General features: G+C 41.1%; 13 protein-coding genes. 3 read left to right on the top strand and 10 right to left on the bottom strand.

Annotated elements, in window-relative coordinates; genetic code table 11:
- Positions 1 to 4: 4 nt before the first annotated feature.
- Together ccoO and ccoN are read right to left on the bottom strand one after the other, a co-directional pair.
- Positions 5 to 679: a cytochrome-c oxidase, cbb3-type subunit II gene (gene ccoO, locus ACJJVX_RS15425; RefSeq protein WP_054203517.1), complete on the bottom strand. Its 675-nt coding sequence runs from the start codon at positions 677 to 679 to the stop codon at positions 5 to 7.
- A 12-nt stretch (positions 680 to 691) separates the two neighbouring features.
- The gene (gene ccoN, locus ACJJVX_RS15420) at positions 692 to 2125 is read right to left on the bottom strand and encodes a cytochrome-c oxidase, cbb3-type subunit I (protein WP_054203518.1); all 1434 of its coding nucleotides are present in this window, start codon (positions 2123 to 2125) and stop codon (positions 692 to 694) included.
- Between the two features lie 339 nt (positions 2126 to 2464).
- Between ccoN and ACJJVX_RS15415 the strand changes: the two genes are divergently transcribed.
- The 3 genes from ACJJVX_RS15415 to ACJJVX_RS15405 all read left to right on the top strand — a co-directional run bounded on the left by ACJJVX_RS15415 (position 2465) and on the right by ACJJVX_RS15405 (position 8326).
- Entirely contained in the window at positions 2465 to 2887 is a 423-nt protein-coding gene (locus tag ACJJVX_RS15415) for a hypothetical protein (protein WP_054203519.1), read from the top strand.
- Positions 2888 to 3871: 984 nt separating this feature from the next.
- Positions 3872 to 6571 carry a TonB-dependent receptor gene (locus ACJJVX_RS15410; protein WP_054453375.1) on the top strand — a complete coding sequence of 900 codons (2700 nt, stop codon included), beginning with the start codon at positions 3872 to 3874 and terminating at the stop codon, positions 6569 to 6571.
- Positions 6572 to 6973: 402 nt separating this feature from the next.
- Positions 6974 to 8326, top strand: a complete 1353-nt coding sequence (locus ACJJVX_RS15405; RefSeq protein WP_054203521.1) for a hypothetical protein — start codon at positions 6974 to 6976, stop codon at positions 8324 to 8326.
- A 99-nt stretch (positions 8327 to 8425) separates the two neighbouring features.
- Here the strand turns inward: ACJJVX_RS15405 and ACJJVX_RS15400 are convergent, their stop codons facing one another.
- The 8 genes from ACJJVX_RS15400 to ACJJVX_RS15365 all read right to left on the bottom strand — a co-directional run bounded on the left by ACJJVX_RS15400 (position 8426) and on the right by ACJJVX_RS15365 (position 20218).
- Positions 8426 to 8677 (bottom strand): hypothetical protein, encoded by a 252-nt coding sequence (locus ACJJVX_RS15400; RefSeq protein ID WP_054203522.1) that lies wholly within the window; start codon positions 8675 to 8677, stop codon positions 8426 to 8428.
- A 17-nt stretch (positions 8678 to 8694) separates the two neighbouring features.
- Entirely contained in the window at positions 8695 to 9531 is an 837-nt protein-coding gene (locus ACJJVX_RS15395; RefSeq protein WP_405632251.1) for a peptidoglycan binding protein CsiV, read from the bottom strand.
- The gene (gene mfd, locus ACJJVX_RS15390) at positions 9531 to 13004 is read right to left on the bottom strand and encodes a transcription-repair coupling factor (RefSeq protein ID WP_054203524.1); all 3474 of its coding nucleotides are present in this window, start codon (positions 13002 to 13004) and stop codon (positions 9531 to 9533) included. The genes ACJJVX_RS15395 and mfd overlap by 1 nt, the downstream gene beginning before the upstream one ends.
- 37 nt (positions 13005 to 13041) lie before the next feature.
- Positions 13042 to 13935 (bottom strand): carbon-nitrogen hydrolase, encoded by an 894-nt coding sequence (locus tag ACJJVX_RS15385; RefSeq protein ID WP_054203525.1) that lies wholly within the window; start codon positions 13933 to 13935, stop codon positions 13042 to 13044.
- Positions 13932 to 14987 (bottom strand): agmatine/peptidylarginine deiminase, encoded by a 1056-nt coding sequence (locus ACJJVX_RS15380; RefSeq protein ID WP_054453380.1) that lies wholly within the window; start codon positions 14985 to 14987, stop codon positions 13932 to 13934. The genes ACJJVX_RS15385 and ACJJVX_RS15380 overlap by 4 nt, the downstream gene beginning before the upstream one ends.
- Before the next feature lie 68 nt (positions 14988 to 15055).
- The gene (locus ACJJVX_RS15375; protein WP_054203527.1) at positions 15056 to 15706 is read right to left on the bottom strand and encodes a PilZ domain-containing protein; all 651 of its coding nucleotides are present in this window, start codon (positions 15704 to 15706) and stop codon (positions 15056 to 15058) included.
- 121 nt (positions 15707 to 15827) lie between these two features.
- Positions 15828 to 19001, bottom strand: coding sequence for an efflux RND transporter permease subunit (locus ACJJVX_RS15370; RefSeq protein ID WP_054203528.1), 3174 nt, complete (start codon positions 18999 to 19001; stop codon positions 15828 to 15830).
- Between the two features lie 14 nt (positions 19002 to 19015).
- A complete protein-coding gene (locus ACJJVX_RS15365; protein WP_054203529.1) occupies positions 19016 to 20218 on the bottom strand; it encodes an efflux RND transporter periplasmic adaptor subunit in 1203 nt (400 codons plus the stop codon).
- Positions 20219 to 20428: the final 210 nt, after the last annotated feature.

Below are 20428 nucleotides of genomic sequence, written 5' to 3'. Positions count from 1 at the left end.
TTAATTACTTCAAGTGCGTGCCAAGCTGTTGCAAATAAGCAATAAGGGCTTGCATTTCTGTCGCACCCTTGTTGTTATTCATTGCATCAACTTTGGCAACGTCTGCTATTAGTTCCTCATCACTACCGTACCCTAAACCTGGGTGTGCCGGGTTTTCTGGGTTAATAGCAAATGTGTCACGGAAAATTTTAAGTTTTTTAAGAGTCAAGCTAGTATCAACGCGATTCTCATCTAACCAAGGGTATCCTGGCATATTCGATTCAGGTACCACAGCACGTGGGTCCATTAAGTGAGCATAATGCCAATCGTCTGAGTAACGTTTACCTACACGGGCAAGATCAGGACCAGTTCGCTTTGAACCCCACTGAAATGGGTGATCCCATACTGACTCACCAGCTACAGAGTAATGACCATAACGCTCAACTTCATCACGAAAAGGGCGAATCATCTGTGAGTGACAGTTATAACAACCTTCACGTACATAGATATCGCGACCTTCCATTTCAAGCGCGTTTAATGGACGAAGTCCATCAACAGGCTTAGTTGTGTCGTCTTGGAACATCAGTGGAGTAATCTCTACTAATGCACCAAAGCTGATTGCAAACACAGTTAAGATAGCCATCAGGCCAACGTTCTTTTCAACTATTTCATGCTTATTTTGTGATTTTTTATTGCTCATCATCTCACTCCGTTATGCTAATTGTGCTTGCGCGTCTAATTTCAACGAATCATTCTTCGCTGCAATTGTACGGTAAACGTTATAAGCCATAACTAGCATGCCCGCTACGATGAATACACCGCCTACAAAGCGCATAACATAGAAAGGGTGTGACGCTTGTAGCGATTGGACAAAGCTATACATTAATGTACCGTCAGAATTTACTGCACGCCACATTAGACCTTGCATTACACCTGAAATCCACATTGCAACGATGTATAAAACAACACCTACAGTATGTAACCAGAAATGGGTATTAACTAGTTTCACGCTGTACATACGTCCTTGCGAGAATAGAGCAGGGATAAGGTGATAAATAGCACCAATAGATATCATTGCAACCCAACCTAACGCACCAGAGTGTACGTGACCTACGGTCCAGTCAGTGTAATGAGACAGAGCATTTACAGATTTAATCGCCATCATTGGGCCTTCAAAGGTAGACATACCATAGAAAGACAATGAAACAACTAAGAAACGAAGTACTGGGTCAGTACGTAATTTATGCCATGCACCTGATAGAGTCATTATGCCATTTATCATACCGCCCCATGAAGGAACAAATAAGATGATGGACATAACCATACCTAAACTTTGCGTCCAATCTGGCAGCGCGGTGTAGTGTAAGTGGTGAGGACCAGCCCAGATGTATAAAGAAATTAGAGCCCAAAAGTGAACAACTGATAAGCGATAAGAGTACACCGGACGACCAGCTTGTTTTGGTACAAAGTAGTACATCATACCTAAGAAACCAGCAGTTAGAAGGAAGCCAACAGCATTGTGACCATACCACCACTGAACCATTGCATCTACGGCGCCTGCATAGATGGAATATGATTTAGTTAATGACACTGGAACAGCCATACTATTTACAATATGCAATACAGCAACAGTGATTATAAAACCAGCATAAAACCAGTTAGCAACGTAGATGTGCGATACTTTACGCTTAATTAACGTGCCAAAAAACACGATGGCGTAAACAATCCAAACAACGGTGATTAAAATATCAATCGGCCATTCTAGTTCCGCATACTCTTTAGAACTTGTAATACCTAGTGGTAATGTGATGACCGCAAGCACGATAATTAACTGCCAACCCCAAAATGAAAAGGCGGCTAATTTATCTGAGAAAAGGCGCGTTTGACAAGTACGTTGTACGACATAATATGATGTCGCAAAAAGTGCGCTTGTACCAAATGCGAAAATTACTGCGTTCGTGTGTAACGGACGTAGTCGAGAGTATGTTAACCATGGTGTATCGAAGTTAAGTGCTGGCCAAGCTAATTGGGCAGCAATCAGAACCCCAACACTCATGCCAACGATGCCCCAAATCACTGTCATAATAGCGAATTGGCGTACAACTTTATAGTTATACTCAGTTTGTGATGCTACTGTTTGGCTCATTTTCTGGCTTCCGCTGCAATAAATGCGTTTAGAAATGAATTACCCACTTTAAAAAGTGGGGCCTACTATTACTTCACAAGTATGTTACCTAAAACCCTCAATGCCATGACTGCTTCAGAAAACAAACTCGCGAAACCCTTATTTTGCGGGGAAATGATAAATTTTTTGGCCTAAAAAAGATAGGTCAATTGCATAAAATTATGACATCAATCAATTTTTATCATGTAGTTGTTTACTTTTTGACACACTTTCTTAGTAATTGACTCTGATCGTTTCACTAAACTTGTATTTTAATAGGGGAATTATTAGTATCGCCCTTTACTTTGCTCAAGGATTACAATGTCAATTAAGCATATTATAGTGTTTATTTTTACACTTACCTTATTAATTGCCTGCGATCCGATCACAGCAAATAAAGATGAGATAGCAACAAACTCACAATGTCAGCCTAATCAAGCTTGCACATACCCAAAAAAAGCTAAAATATGGTTAAGTGAGCACCTTATTTCTCCTGAAACTCCCTTTAAAATTAATGTCTCCCTTAGCGACGGTAATATTATCCACAGCGCGAAACTTGAAGGTGTGACTATGTATATGGGTTACATTCCGCTGCAGTTTAAATTACAAGATAATGTGTTGACTGCAAATGCAATGGTCGGTATTTGTTCAGAACGAAACATGACCTGGAAACTGATACTTGAGCTCAAAAACCAAAAAAATCAGATAGAGTCTGTTTATTATTATTTTACAGTAATCTATTAGGGCGTGTTGACCTTTGTGGATTGAAATTTGTTCAACCTAGGGGCGATTTAATCGCGGCGCGAGGTTTGTAACCTAGCGGGCTAAGTAAAAACCGAGTAACAAAGAGTCAATCGCCCCTAGGAAGAACCCTTTGGGCAGCGCATGTTTGGTATTTATACTGCGTTATCACCTATTTATGGGGAACAACCACACGACATAGGCTCTGCCTTGCCTAAATACCAAACATACTGCTGCCAAATCAATCACGAAAGGTCAACACGCCCTAATTTCTAGATTCAATTATTTGAATACCTATTCACTACATAAGCAGCAAGGGTATATCCCCTCGGTTAGTCATATTTCATTACGTGTAGAGTGTGCATTCTGATCATTCTATTCTCTCATTATTTAGGGTCTGTTGACCTTTACAAATTTAACCTTGAAAGGTCAACAGACCCTTAATCTATATTCTTAGGCGTTATTTTTATAAAGGACTGATTCTGATAGTAGAATTACTTGCAACCACTATCTTACATACAACCTTTTTTACTCCAACGGCGCTTCTATCTTGGGTGGGGTGAGTATTTGTTGACGGATAATGAACTTAATCGTCGTTGTTTAGCCATCGAATTCGTTAGTAAAAAAAGTCCATTTTGCGGTTTTTATAAAATGGTGTAATTAAGTTGTAAATTTAGCTTTTTTGGATATTTTCACAAGTAATTACAGTTAATTACAAATTTATCGTTATTAATTTCATTCGTAGTTTAAATGCATTCTTATTTTTTTAATTAATTGTTTTTTAATTGTTTTAATTAATTAACAATGAAACATTCATTCACCTTATTCCCTGGTTTAGGGAACTGTAAAACAGAATTAAAGCCCCTTGTTTTTTTATTCAGTTTTCGTTCAGTTAAATCCCCCTAAGTTGCGCTGCGCTATCTCGACATTCTTAAATAAAACGAGCGCTGCCTAAATTAGGTATTTTTCCAACAAGTAGGGTATTACATGAAAAAATCAATAATTAGCTTAGCTGTTATAACGGCTATTCCTATGTTCACCAGCATTGAAGTTGTAGCTGCTGATGAAGTTCAAGCTATAGAAAAAATTCAAGTCACAGGTTCACGCATTAAACGCTCAGACATGGAAAGCGCAAGCCCAATAACGTTGATCAGTGCCGATGATATACAAGCTATGGGTGCAACAAGTATCGATAGCGTGTTACAAAAAATGACCGCAACAGGCGGAGCAATGACAAACCCTGGGGTTAATAATGGCTCTGGTGGTAACGCTCGTATTGATCTACGTGGTTTAGGCGCGCAACGAACATTGGTACTAGTTAATGGTCGTCGTATGATCAATTCAGGGACTGGCGCTGCATCAACTGTTGATTTAAATACCATTCCCGTATCAATGATCAAGCAAGTTGAAGTGTTAAAAGATGGCGCATCTGCTGTTTACGGCAGTGATGCGGTCGCGGGTGTTGTAAATATTATTTTAAAAGATGATTTTGAAGGCCTTGAATTAAACGCAAATACTGCAATTACAGGTGAGGGTGATGCATCTGAGAATTCAATCGACTTCACAGTCGGTAGCAGTTTTGATAAAGGTAATATCGTGATTGGTATGCAGTACACAGATCGTGGCAAAGCATCTCAAGCAGATCGTGATTTTTCTAAGTGCCCAATAGATGAAGGCGTTGACGGTTTATTCTGTACAGGTTCTGCCTACAATGAAGGTGGCCATATATGGAATGGTAACGGTGCAAAAGGCACAACGGTAAATGCAAAAGGTGAAGATACACAAGTTTCACTAATTGATGATGACGGAGTAACTGGCCGTGGCGGTGATTACCACCGTTACACCAATGAAGACAGCTATAATTACTCACCAACAAGTTACCTTTATACGCCAATGGAGCGTTTAAACTTAACAGGTATAGCAACATACGAACTATCTGACGATACCAGCTTATTTACTGAGTTTACGTATACTAAACGCTGGTCAGAGCAACAAATGGCGCCGCAGCCTGTCTGGTTTGATTTTGAATATACGCAGGCAATGGGCGATTCAATGCTTAATCAAAGCTACGATCAACGAGTTGACCTTGATGGTGATGGTTACCTTGATAAAGATGCGGATGGTAACTACGTAACGCAAGAAATGAACTATAAGTACGGTGATAAAATCTCATATGGTCGCCGTATGTCAGACACGGGTGAACGTTATTTTGAGCAATCAGTAGATACAGTACGTGCTGTGATCGGTGCTGAAGGTCTAATTGGAGATTATGCATGGGATGTGTCGGCTAACTTTGGCCGCAATGACTCGGTTGATAAGCTAAGTAATCTACATAACATGGGCGCAATTGGTGATCAAATTGACGCAGGTACATTTAATCCACTTGATCAACAGGCGTGGGTTTCAGACAATTTCCGCAAAAATGTTTACACTGAAGTAAATAATGGTGGGAGTCAGTTATTTATTCTAGCCGCAGCTGTTAGTGGTGAGTTGCTAGAACTGCCTGCGGGTTATGCAGCATTTGCGGCTGGTGTAGAACGCCGCCAAGAAAAAGCATGGTTCACCCCAGACTCATTAACGGCACAAGGTTTGGCTAATGATCCGCGTGTTGAAGCGACTTCTGGTGGCTTTGATGTCAATGAGGCTTATCTTGAGCTTGCAATTCCATTACTTGCTGATAAACCATTTGCTGAGCATGTTGAGTTAAGTGCAGCCATTCGCGCATTTGATTACAGTACCTTTGGTTCAGATGAAACATGGAAATTAGGCCTAACGTGGAAAGCAAATGATGAATTAATGCTACGTAGTGTTGTGTCTACCGCTTTTCGTGCACCGACAGTCAATGAACTTTACTCAGGTAATTCTCCATCATTTGATCAAGTAGATTACCCTGGCGCGCAAAAACAAGCAGAAGTAACGGTTGGTGGTAATTCAGCGTTAACCCCTGAAGAAGCAGATACATTAACTGTTGGCCTTGTTTATGAACCACAGTGGTTTGATGGTTTCTCAATGACGGTTGATTACTTTGATATTGATATTGAAAATGCAATTACAAAGGTCGATAGTCAGTATATAGTTGATCAATGCTTAAATAATGCGGCTAACGCGACAACGCCATTGTGCCAATCAGCAGGTATTTCTATTGATGCAACAGGACGCATCAAATTTAATAACAAAATACAGAATATAGGCTCTGAAAAAACCTCAGGGTATGATTTGAATTTGGCATATAACTTTGAGGCAGCGGGTCTTAATTGGCGCGCAGGATTAGACACAACTTACCTTGATGAATATGTTAAACAAGTGACTGGAGACCCAGTTGAATACGCTGGTGTGATCACTTCTGGCTCAGGTGGCTATGCAGAAATCAAATCTAATCTTAGCCTTAAAGTTGCTGGAGATAGTTGGGACGCTCAATATAAAGCGCGTTATATTTCAGGTATGGACAGCTTTAAGTGTATAGGTAAGGAAGATACATGCTACGCGCCAACAACACCGAGTGTTGTTTATCATGATGTGAGCGGCTCTTACCTAATTAATGAAACAGTCGCATTGACTGCGGGTATCAATAACCTATTTGATAAGCAGCCTCCATATTACTCTGGTAATAATGATTCAAATACGGACCCGTATACGTATGATGTATTAGGCCGTCGTTTCTTTGCAAGCATGAGCATTAAGTTCTAAGTAACCGACACTTAGATTAAATTACTTTTAAGGCCTAGGGCGTGTTGGCCTTTCGTGATTGATTTTGCAGCAGTATGTTTGGTATTTAGGCAAGGCAGAGCCTATGGTGTGTGGTTGTTCCCCATAAATAGGTGATAACGCAGTATAAATGCCAAACATGCGCTGCCCAAAGGGTTCTTCCTAGGGGCGATTAACTCTTTGTTGCTCGGTTTTTACTTAGCCTGCTAGGTTACAAACCTCGCGCCGCGATTAAATCGCCCCTAGATTGAACAAATTTCAATCCACAAAGGTCAACACGCCCTAGTTTTACTAGGCCTTTTTTGTTGAACAAATCCAAGGGCAGCAGTAAACTAACGTCTGTAACTAAAATTTAGGTTATCTCATATTTAATAGGAGAACTGATTGTTAAAGCAGGATGAAAACTTATCCTTTATTATCGAACCTGAGCTCAGTCCTCGTTCTGAGCAACGCATTGATTTGTATTTCTCTATCCCAAACGAAATGGGTATTAACCCACAAACCTTAACCGAAGAGTCTTACTTCAATAACCACTTTAAATCTTATTTAGCGTATAACGCCAATAATATTCACCTACCTTTAGTACGAAGCCGTTTTGTCAGTAAAAATAAAGGTGAACAGCAAGATTATCGGCAGAACCTTAATCTTTATTGTTATCAAGTCAGATTAGCTATTGAAACGGATATCAAAGAAGCGCTTAAAATAGAAGAACTTGATGAGTTTTATCAACGGGCCATTGAGCTGTGTGAACAAAGCCAAAGCTTACTAAAAAAATTGCGCCGTTATACCCCAGAAGATGAAAAGCTAATTTCATTTTACACTAATGCCGATAATTATTTGAGTTGGCAAATTGAACAGTCATTTTTAAGGTTACTGGATGAAGGCCCACGAAGTAGCGATCACGCAAAAGAACGCACTGATTTGCTGAATTTTTGTAAGTTTGAACAAACATACCGCCAAGAGCAGCAGTACAACTCAGATTCAACACTTAAAGATGCTAACCGTATTACTAATAAAATGCGTTTGTTACAGCGTTTAATTGAGCATGGCGTCGTATTAACAAGACAAACTCGTCATTTAAATAGTTATTTAAAGCGGTTAGTAAAAGGCAGCGTGACGGCAGTTATAATGGCCTTAGTCATGTTGGTTGTACTTAATGCGCGCAGCACTTTTACAGAAGTAACAGCAACATTGATTATTATTCTTGGTGCTATTTACGGTATGCGTGAAATATTTAAAGAAGATATAACCCGGGTTATTTGGCGAGCAATTGTAAAAGGACGGCCGAAGTGGCGCTTTCAATTTAATAACAGTGTTACGAAAGATAAAATTTCAACACAATATATTTGGCTTGAATACACTCGCTTTAAACATATTCCGCAGCAAGTGAGGAATATATTTTCAAAACGACGACAACAGAACAAACAAGCCGCGCAATGGTTACATTTTGCCAGTGAAACGCGAGTTAATGCCAAAGAGTTTTTACCCGGTTATGATAGTTTGCAGCAAACACTGCAATTTAACTTGGCACCTTTTGCTCGTTATTTAAAAAAAGGTGAAGGTAAGCTGTATAATGTTGAAAATAATAAAATATCTAAACAAAGTGTGGAGCGTCGCTATCAGCTAAACTTGGTAGTCGTTTATAGCAGTGCTGATAAAGTAACGCACCAGCGCTATAAAATCACTTTAAATAGAAGTAAAATTGTAAATATAGAGCTGATTTACAGTGAAAAATAATTTTCTCGTTGAGCTGAGTGAAGCTGTTATTCTATTTTCTTTGATCAGTGGCTTGGCTATAAAAACCAGATGGTGATCAGTTACCATCTGGTGAGGCTATTATTTTTCTAGGCCTGTTTTACTATATAACGAGACGCGATCAGAGACTAAAGTGATCTCAATCTTTTTATCACCACCGCCCCATGTGCAGTTAGTGTGTAGCGTTTTTTCAACACATTTGTCAGCTGCACCCAATATTGCTTCAACGTCAGTTTTACTCATACCAATTTCAATTTTTTCGTAATTTTCTAAATTGATTTTTGAACAAGCCGACAACGTTAAAATGGCAGCAACTATTAATAATTTTTTCATTTTTTAACTTCCTTTATTTAGTGTTTGAACTTTCTAATTTGTACTATCATGCCCATTTTCGGGTGGTCAAAATAATGAACTTCATTGCTAATTACACGCTTAAATTGTGAAAAACGAGCACGCTGAATATCGCCTGTAGGTAATGCTTCATTGATGTCGAAATTTGCGTTAATGAAAAGATAATGACGAAGGTAAATATTAAAAACCCCTTCTAGCTCCCAGCTATCGCTGGCTTTTTCTTCTGTGGTAGGTAATGAAGAATTGAAGCTAACTTGATTAATAAAATCATCACTTTGGTAGTTCGCTGTTTTAGCTATATAGGGGGCTGGTATCAGTTGCCCGCCAAATAACGAAATGTGTTCAGATCGTGATTTACTTGCACCTTTAAAACGCCAGCCCGTATGCAATAGCGGTTTCAATCCTTTACGAACAAGTGATTGCTGTTGGGGTATGAATTTTAATTGTTCAGGCGCTAACAGGTACGTTTGCTCCATGTCATCTTTTACAGGGGCTAAAGGGCTTAAAGGCAGTACGTTGTAGCTACTTAGGTAATCAATATTCTCATCACACAAGTTTGAACGACTAACGCTTATTAATGAATCAGTAAAAGAGGCTGAGTTAAAACGACTATCACCATTAATACAATCTTGTTTGGCTTGCTCTTCATAAATAGGTGTCAGTAAATCAAGATTATTAGATTTTTTTATCGGGTCTTTATCTAAGCTGAAATCTTCTTGCATGTAGGGGGCAGGGCGTTGCTTAAAAATCAGCACTTCCACTTCAAACCAGCGTTCAGCAAATGCAGTGCTACTAAATACACAACACAACAATAATAGGGACTTTTTAAACAACATTAATGGCTAACCTTTTTAGAGAAATCTGCAATCATTGCAGTGACCATTTTTAAACGCTCACGGGCACTTGCCTCATTGATCGCAAAACGCAATTTATTTGCGCCATCCATTTTGTACACCTTAGGCGCACTTTGTATCAAACCTATAATGAAGCTAGGATTAACCTTTGTATCTTGGCTGAACTCAAAATAACCTCCTTTAGGGTTTGCCTCAATTTTTTTAATTCCCAGTTCGCTGGCTTTTAGCTTAAGTTGTTGAAGGCTGAATAAGTTTTTAGCCGCATCAGGCAATAAACCAAAACGGTCAATTAATTCAACCTGTAATTCATCCATATCATCTACATTAGCACAGCTGGCAACGCGTTTGTACATGCCCAATCGTGCATTTACATCGTGAATATAATCATCAGGCAACAGTGCTGCTAATTTTAAATCCACTTCGCTTTGTTGTTGTAATAAGTTATCAAGTGTTGGCTCTTTGCCATCACGCAGTGACTTGACGGCTTGCTCAAGCATTTCCATGTATAGGTTAAAACCAATGGTGTGCATTTGCCCTGATTGATCATCGCCAAGTAGCTCACCCGCGCCGCGGATCTCTAAATCGTGAGTTGCCAGCGCAAAACCTGCGCCTAAATCTTCTAGTGACTCAATGGCTTCTAGGCGCTTTACAGCATCTTTAGACAGCGCTTTAGGGTTACCTGTTAGTAAATAAGCGTATGCTTGATGATGGCTACGTCCAACGCGACCGCGCAATTGGTGAAGCTGCGCTAAGCCAAGTTTATCAGCACGATCCATAATAATCGTGTTTGCGGTCGGGATATCAATGCCGGTTTCAATAATGGTCGTACACACGAGCACGTTATATTTTTGATGATAAAATTCACTCATCAATTGCTCTAAATCACGTTCGCGCATTTGCCCATGAGCAGAGGCAACACTTGCCTCTGGTACCCATTCGCTGATCTCTTCAGCAACGCGGTCGATGGTATCTACGTTATTGTGTAAAAAGTAAACTTGGCCACCGCGTTTAATCTCTCGTAGTATGGCTTCGCGTATCAATTCGGCGTCGCGTTGGCGCACAAAAGTTTTAACCGCAAGGCGTTTAGCAGGTGGTGTGGCGATAATTGATAAGTCTCGCATACCACTCATGGCCATATTTAATGTTCTGGGAATTGGAGTGGCCGTCAGCGTTAATATATCTACATCAGCACGTAGTGATTTAATTTTTTCTTTTTGGCGAACACCAAAGCGATGCTCTTCATCAACAATTAATAAGCCTAAATCTTTAAAAATGATATCTTGTTGGATTAGTTTATGCGTTCCAATCACGATATCTAGCTTGCCATTGGCCATTCTTTCAAGTGTGTCTTTTTGTTCTTTTGGAGAATTAAAGCGAGACAAAACGCCCACTTCAATTGGAAAATCAGCGAAACGGTCTTTAAAATTTTCATAATGCTGTTGGGCAAGTAAAGTGGTCGGTACAAGCACCGCGACTTGCTTATCATCATTAATAGCGACAAATGCAGCCCTCATAGCGACTTCGGTTTTACCAAAGCCAACATCGCCACATACTAGTCGATCCATCGCTTGTTTACTTTGCATATCACCGAGCACCGCTTCAATGGCACTGCGCTGATCGTCTGTTTCTTCAAACGGGAAGCCATCACTAAACGCACGATAAGCTGCGCCATCAAGAGCGAATGCATTTCCTGGTTTAGCTTGGCGCTGCGCATAAATATCTAATAGCTCAGCTGCAACATCACGCACTTTTTCAGCTGCACGCTTTTTAGCTTTGTCCCATGCATCAGATCCAAGTTTATGAAGCGGGGCGCTTGCTTCTTCACCACCAGAGTAGCGGCTTAGCATATGCAGTGCTGACACTGGGACGTAGAGTTTTGCTTCACCCGAGTAGGTGATAGTGACAAATTCAGTGACTAGACCTGCGGCGTCAATGGTTTGTAGCCCTTGGTAGCGGCCAACACCATGATCAAGGTGAACAATAGGCTGGCCTACTTTTAACTCAGCTAAATTACGTATTAGTGCATCTTGGCTTGCTTCGTATTTATGCTTTCGACGACGTCGTTGCGATACTTTTATGCCGAGTAATTCTTGTTCAGTAATAATAGTCAGCGGTGGTTTACTGCTTAGCACAACACTTTGTTCAAGTGGGCTTACAATTAAGCCAACATCACTGTTACTTGCTGTAAATTCATCAAACGTATTAAATTCTTTTAACTTTAATCCACTCGGTTTTAGTATTGCCAGTAATGACTCACGGCGACCATCCGATTCAACAGACAGTAAAACACGGCCTTTTTGTTTTTTCTGTGTACTGACGTAGTCAATAAATGCGTGATAGGGCTCATGTAGCTTATGGTCAATACGGATTGCAGGGAGTTCTAATGTGGCTAAGTTTTTATTACCCGCTTTGGTAGGTAGCTTAGCCTGCGAGAGTTTAATGCGGGCAAAGTTACCTAAATTTGAAAACAGCTCATTAATGGGTTGATATAAGCTGACAGGTTCAAGTAGTGGGCGCAGCGGATCAACACGACGGTTTTCATATCGGACATTTACGTCATGCCAAAAATTATCCGCGGCATGTTCAACATCCCCTAATTGCATTACCGTCGTTGTATCAGGGAGGTATTCAAAAATAGTGGCTAATTGATCAAAAAATAGCGGCATGTAATATTCAATACCTGCCGGCCAGTTTCCTTTAGTGACTTGCATATAGACTGAGTCTTGCTCAGAGCTAGCTCCAAATTTTGAGCGGTAATTAATACGAAAACGCTCTATATCAGCTTCGTTTGTTGGAAACTCATGGGCAGGCAGTAACTCTATTTTTTCTACTTTATCGTCAGAGCGTTGGCTTTCAACGTCAAATAAGCGAATTGAATCAAGCTCATCATCAAAAAAGTCAAGCCTAAAAGGATGCGGGCTACCCATTGGGTATAAATCAACAATAGAGCCTCGAATTGCATACTCACCGTGTTCCATTACTTGTTGCACATGTAAATAACCAGCTTGCTCTAAGTTATTGCGCAAGCTATGGGTATCTAAAATATCACCCACTTTAAAGTTTATAGTGGAGCCATAAATAAATGATGCAGGAGCAGTGCGTAGCATTAGGGTTGAAACCGGCACAATTAATACACTTTGTTGTTCTTTTTTGAGCGTATTTAATGTTGCTAGGCGCGCTGAGATAATATCTTGGTGTGGCGAAAAATGATCATAAGGAAGAGTTTCCCAATCAGGAAACACCATGACCGGATGATTTGGTAATAAGTACTCTAATTCAGTTTCTAAGCGCAAGGCACTGGGCGTGTCAGGTGTGACGATTAATACCAAACCGTCTTGTTGCTGAACCCCTTGAGCGATAGCAATACTTAATCCGCTACCGGTGAGTTGCCCCCATTGAATTTTATCTTTTTGAGATTTTACCCAAGGCAAGGCTGCCCATTGCGCAAACGCCATTTATTACTCCTTTATTTGACCTCGCAAGGTCACTATTTTAGTCGCGATAGATTCTAGTTAAGTCTTGGTAATGATCGATTCGACGATCCCGTAAATACGGCCATATACGTCTTACGTTTTCTGAGCGTTTTTGATCAAGTTCGATTACTAAAATTTGTTCATCAGTTGTATTAGCCTCAGAGAGTAGCTCACCTTGAGGGCCCGCAATAAATGAATTCCCCCAAAATTGAATACCGTTACTTTGAGCACTCGGGTCATTTTCATGGCCAACACGATTACAACTGATCACAGGGACCCCGTTTGCTACGGCATGCGCACGTTGAGAGATCACCCAAGCATCTTTTTGGCGAGCTTGTTCGCCTTTGTCATCACGCGGATCCCAGCCAATAGCTGTTGGGTAAATTAGTAGCTCAGCACCGGCCATAGCCATTAAGCGTGCGGCTTCAGGAAACCATTGATCCCAACATACTAACACGCCAAGTTTACCAACCGAGGTTTGAATTGGTTCAAAACCAAGATCACCTGGTGTGAAGTAAAATTTTTCGTAAAAGCCTGGGTCGTCAGGAATGTGCATTTTACGGTATTTGCCCGCAATAGTGCCGTCTTTTTCAAGTACGACGGCTGTATTATGATAAAGCCCTGTTGCACGTTTTTCAAAAAGTGACGCGACAATAACAATGCCAAGTTCTTTAGCAAGTTGGCCTAAAGTATTACTGCTAGGGCCAGGTATTGTTTCAGCTAAATCAAATACATCAACGTCTTCAGTTTGGCAAAAATAAAGACTGCGATGGAGTTCTTGAAGCACCACTAATTGCGCGCCTTGGCTTGCGGCATCGCGAATACCTGCGATTGATTTTGCCATGTTTTCGTCGGCATTATCACTATTTGTTTGTTGCACTAGGGCAACCGTTAACTTATCAGGGCTATTCACTTAGGGCCTCCGGCTAAAAATCCACGCGGTAATTGCATGGTAATACAATGTAAACTGCCAAATTGTGCAATGATTGGTAAACAATTCACACCAATAATTTTATGACTAGGGTAGGCGCTTTGTATACGTTCAAGGGCTAATGCGTCATTGCTGTCATTATACGTCGGTACAAGCACGGCATTGTTAATGATTAAATAATTCGCATAGGTTGCAGGGAGCCTATCATTGTCAGCGTTAAATACAGCTTTAGGCCATGGCAAATCAATTAATGTGTATGGTTTGCCTGTGTGAGTTGTAAAGCTTTTAAGCTGTTTTTCCATCGCATCTAGGGCGCTGTAATGCTCGTCATTGTTGTCGTCACATTTTACATAGACAAGGGTATTGTTAGGTGCAAAGCGCACGAGAGTATCAATGTGACTGTCGGTGTCATCACCGGCTAAGTAACCATGGTCTACCCATAAAAAGTCGTTTGCACCCAGCTGAGTACGTAAAACGTGCTCAATATCATCAGTGCTCAGTGACGGGTTACGATTTTGGTTGAGTAAACACTCGCGTGTGGTGAGCAATGTACCGTGTTCATTTATTTCAATACCCCCACCTTCAAGTACTAAATCAATGGCTTGATATTGATTATTGGAATGAGCGAGTTGTTTGACAAGCACTGCATTAATTTGATTATCCAATGTGCTTTCAAACTTGTTACCCCAGCCATTAAACGTGAAGTCGTTTATTGTTAGTTCTGCGGGGTTATCAAGCGATGCGCAGGTCAAAGGTCCATGATCGCGTGCCCATGTATCATTACATGGAGTCACTACAAAATGCACGCGACTTAAATCAACATCATTGGTAAGCAATAATTGCGTTATATGTGTTTTAAGTGTGTCATCGTGCGCGACGATCACTAACTGTTGAACGTTACATATATGTTGGCAAAGCTGTACATACACGGGCTCAACAGCGGTTAAATTATCACGCCAATCAGTGGCTTGATGAGGCCATGTTAGCATGACAGCGTCTTGCTCGGCCCATTCGGGTAAAAGTCTAAAGTTCATGGATTTAATAAACAAACAAAGGTGTTGCTAGTTTAGCATTTCGGCCGAAGAAGTCAGCTTTTTCATGGTTAATGTTCAGGTTTTGTTGGTGTGTTTGTGCTTTTATCGTTTTGGAATGATCCATCTAAAGGCGTATCGAGCGCTTGCTGTTGTTGGCGTTTTTTGAGCTGTCGCGTTTGTGCATGTAAAGTAGCGCGAACAACGAGTTCTTGATCTGAATCACGAATGGCAATAAATAGCAGCGTATATTGATATTGATCGTCATCTTGCTTTTCAATCGCAACGACTTCGGTATAACAATAAACGGCAGATGCTTCATGCTGTAAAAACAATTTTGTGCGAAATGTGTGACCTAATGAATACACGCTATCTGAGGTGAATTTAACACCGCCACCGCCATAACTATCGCAGTACATTGTATTATCTTCGGGCTGTTCTGATGCCAATATATGGCTCATTATTAGGTCTATTTTACGCGATTGTGCTTGTAAAAATACGGCAAGTTCTTGTGCTATATCGCCTAAGTTACGCAGTGGCCGTAATGAACTTAACTCTAATTCACTGACTTCATTGGCAAGCTTAAATAATGGGGGAATATCAGCTTCGAGTTGTGCGAGAGTTTTGGGAACCGCATGAGGGTCAACTGCAAATAGATTTACACGGTTACTTTCATCAATTTGAAAATATTGCTCAAACTCAGTTAGTTTTTCATTGTTCATATTAAGGCTCCTCGACGCACGAACTATTATAGTAGCGCTCGCGAGAAGAAATTGCTAGTTATCTGACACCCATAAAAAAGGGCAAACTACTGTTTGCCCTTATATTTTTAATCGCTATTAATTATAAATTACTTTCAGGTGTATCTACATTTTCACGCTTATGATGCAGGGCTATTTCATCCGCTAGCTCAGTGCGAGAACGTTTTTCACTTAGCTTACGATCTGTTAGCCAGTAAAAGAATAATGGTACAAAAAACACGGCTAAGAAAGTGGCGGCCATCATGCCACCCATCACGCCTGTACCAACGCTATGACGTGCACCAGCTCCTGCGCCAGAGCTAAGTACCAATGGAACAACACCTAAAATAAACGCTAATGATGTCATAATTATTGGCCTAAAACGCAAGCGTGCTGCTTCAAGTGCTGCGGCGCTGGCACTCCAGCCTTGTTGGTGCTTCATAAGGGCATATTCAACAATTAATATGGCATTCTTACTGGCCAGGCCAAGGAGTGTTACTAAGCCAATTTGAAAGTAAACATCGTTTGTCATGCCGACTAACCAAATTGACACCAGTGCGCCAAATGTACCAAATGGTAGTGCAAGCATAACTGATAATGGTAACGACCAGCGCTCGTATAAAGCCGCAAGAATTAAAAATACCATAATAACAGCCAGGCCAAGTGCGATACCTGTAGTGCCAGAACTTCGTTTTTCTTGGAATGCAGAGCCTGTCCAATCGTAGGTCATATCAGGTGGTAACACGGCTTTTGCGATGCGTTCCACTTCAGCAATTGCTTGACCAGAGCTATAACCGGGAGCTGCATTACCGAGCAGTTTTACCGCCGGTAAATTGTTGTAGCGGTTAAGGCTCTCAGGCCCGCGGCTAAAATCGACATTTGTAAATGCAGACATTGGCACCATGGTTCCTTGGTTGTTTTTAACATAAATACGGCCAATGTCATCAGGCTTCATCCTAAACTCAGCTTCAGCAGACATCAATACCTGCCATGCACGACCAAACTTGTTAAAGTCATTTACATAGTAAGTGCCCAGCGTGCCGGCAAGGGCAGTAAAGGCATCGTCAATTTCAATACCCATTGCACGTGCTTGTTCGCGGTCAACATTTACTTTTAGCTGTGGGGCATTAGGACGCCAAAGCGTTTGCAAGCCACTTAAAACAGGACTCTTTTGTGCTTCAGCCATCATCATTCCCATGGCTTGTTGTAGTTTCTCGGGGCCACCAGCACCTTTGTTTTGAATATAAAACTCAAAACCACCGGTACTGCCTAAACCAAAAATAGCAGGGGGATTAAATGCAAGTACTAAGGCTTCGTTAATATGTGCAGTTTTCATAAACAGCTCATTGACGAGGCTTTTTGTATCTATCTCGCGTTCATCCCAATGTTTTTGGGTAACAAACAAGGTCGCGGCACTATTTTTATAACCGCCACCAATAAAGTCAAAGCCTGTAAAAGCAACCACGTTTTCATTAGCTGGGTTTGATTGCACTGCTGCAATTACTTCTTTTACTACTTCCTCAGTGCGTTCAAGCGATGAACCATCAGGTAAGAAAATAGCGGAGATGTAATAACCTTGATCTTCATCAGGGACTAAAGAACCAGGGGTATTTTTCCAAAGTCCAATAGTAATAGACACCATGCCAATCATTAATAATAAACCTAATGCGCCACGGCGAACCATATAGCCAACCGCGCCAACATATTTACTGGTTATTTTAGTAAAAATACGGTTAAACCATAAAAAGAAGGAGGCTGTTTGTTTATGTTCTTGTTTTAAAATAAGTACACATAACGCGGGGGTCATGGTCAATGCGACGACACCAGATAAACTCACTGCAATTGAGATGGTAATCGCAAACTGGCGGAATAACTCACCGGTTAAGCCACCTAAAAAGGCTATGGGCACAAATACAGAGCAAAGTACGAGTACAATCGCGACGACCGGACCTGATACTTCTTTCATTGCTTTTATGGCAGCTTCGTGGGCGCTGACATGCTCTTCATGCATAATCCGTTCGACATTTTCCAGTACAACAATGGCATCGTCAACAACAATACCAATGGACAGCACCATACCAAACAGAGTGAGTGAGTTAATAGAATAACCAAGCATGTACATACCAGCAAAGGTACCTAATAAAGACACTGGTACCGCTAATGTTGGAATTAGCGTCGCGCGCCAATTTTGTAAAAACAGATACACGACCAAGAAAACCAATATCATTGCTTCAATAAGCGTGATCACAACTTCACGAATAGACACTTCAACAAAGCGAGTGGTGTCGTAAGAGTTTAAATGCGCAAGACCGACAGGGAATTGTTGTTTAATTTCGGCCAGTACACCATTTACTTCTTCAGCTACATCAAGTGCATTTGCACCAGGTTGTAAAAATATACCTAAAAGTACGGCTTCTTTACCGTTAATAGTACCGCTGAAATTGTAATCTTTTGACCCTAATTCAACACGTGCAATATCTTTCAAACGTAAACTACTGCCATCTAAATTTGAACGAATGATAATCTCTTCAAATTGGCTTGGCTCAGACAAACGCCCTTGTGCGGTAACACTATAAACCAGTTCTTGGGCTGATTGGGAGGTTGGCGTAGCGCCAATTTTACCCGCAGCGTATTGTGAATTTTGTGAGCGAATAGCACCTGCTATTTCTTCAACGGTAACACCTAATTGACTCATTACATCTGGGCGTAACCAAATACGCATAGCGTAATCTTTCGCACCAAATATTTGTACGCTGGTGGTTCCAGGTATACGTTTAATACGATCTAAAATATTGAGGGTAACGTAATTTGAGGTCCACAAGCTGCTGCGGCTTTCATCGGGAGAATAAAAGGCATGAACTTGCAAGAAGCTTGATGAGCCTTTTTGAACAACCACACCTTGACGACGCGTTTCTTCAGGTAGGCGCGCTTCAACTTGCTTAACGCGGTTATTGACGTTCACAGCCGCTTGGTCAATATCGGTACCAATTTCAAAGGTTACCTCAATCGTGGTTGCGCCTGAGCTGGTTGATGTAGAAGCCATGTACATCATGCCTTCAACACCAGTGATCGCATTCTCAATAGGCGCTGCAACGGTTTGTTCAAGCACCTCAGCAGATGCACCCGGATAAGCTGCAGTTACTTGCACAACAGGAGGGGCTATTTCAGGGTATTGTGCGATGGGTAAACTGCGCATTGCAGCTAAGCCAGCCAATACAATAACAATTGAAATAACAAATGCAAAAATAGGTCTGTCTATAAAATAACGAGAAAACATAATACTCCCTGCGCCTATTCTGCGCTTACGCTGTTTGTTGCATTGTTAACGGCTACCGGCATGCCAGGGAAGAAGATACGTGCCATACCATCGACAATTATTTCATCCCCTGCGTTAATGCCTGATTTAATTAACCAAAAGTTTTTATCACCAGCATTTGCTGGCTTTTGCACCCACTCACCAACAACAACAGGCGCAGGTCGGGCAATAGTGCCACCTTGCTCACCTTTAGCTACAACGTAGACAAATTTCCCCATACCGTTATCAAGTACCGCGCGCTGTGGCACAACAAACGCATTTTTACGCACTGCACCTTTTAAACTCACGCGAACAAATTGACCCGGACGAAGTTTAAAATCAGGGTTGGGTATAATAGCTTGTAGTTCACTGGTGCCCGTATTTGGGTTAATGCGTACATCAGAGAAGTTAACTAGGCCACTTTTGCTATATATAGAACCATCTTGCAGTTTAATGCTAGTTTGCCAATGACCGCTTTGTGGCAATGTTAGTGAACCGTTAGCTTCATCTTGGCGCATTTGCAATTGTTCACGCTCCGAAATACCAAAACGTAAACGGATAGGATCAAGCTGGGTTATTTGCGTTAGCAGTAAATCAGGACCTGAAACATAAGTGCCTTCAGAGACAAATTCACGGCCCATAACACCTGCAACAGGCGCTTTAACTTGCGCATACTCGAGATTTAATTGTGCTTCTTTTAACGCAACTTTAGCGGCTGCTAAATTAGTTTTCGCGATGTCTGTAGTCGAGCTGGCGTTATCATAATCACGTTGTGAAACAGATTTTTCAGCGCGCAGTTTACCTAATCGCTTTACATCTCTTTGTGCTTGAACGAGTGATGCTTTTGCGCCGTCAAAGGCGGCTTGGGCACGTTCTAGCGCTAATTGATAAGGTTCTAAATCAACGGTGAATAAGGATCGGCCTTTTGTCACTGTTTGACCTTCGTCAAAGTTACGTGATTCTAAAATACCGGTTACGCGTGCTCTTACTTCAACTTCTTTTGAGCCAGAAAGTGTTGCAGGTAATTCAATTGTAAAAGGCGCATCTTCAGTTGCGGCAATCACGGTTGCTACAGAGGCTGGTTGCATAGCCGCTTGCGGTGTTTGTGGGGCTTCACTGCAACCTTGTAAAAGTAAGGCTGTTGAGGCAAATAAAAAGAAAGAAAGAGACAATTTTGATAGTGCGAAAGACTGACGCATGTTTACTCCACAGTTCCAATTGTTAAGTATAATATTTTAAGCATGTATTAAGCTGCCTGAGTATGGCATTTAGCTGGTTTTATGACCAGCATGTAAAGACAAATTACTTTTATTCAGCTTAAGTAAACGCAAGTGTATACCTTAATTTTTAATAGGTATACACTTGCGTTTACTTTTTTACTCTTAGCATTCAAATACAAAAAATAATGC

It is taken from the genome of Pseudoalteromonas sp. Ld20 (assembly GCF_045064175.1).
Taxonomy (GTDB): Bacteria; Pseudomonadota; Gammaproteobacteria; order Enterobacterales; family Alteromonadaceae; genus Pseudoalteromonas; species Pseudoalteromonas neustonica.
Note: the sequence above shows the minus strand (reverse complement) of the source record. Positions and strands in the feature narration are given on the sequence as shown.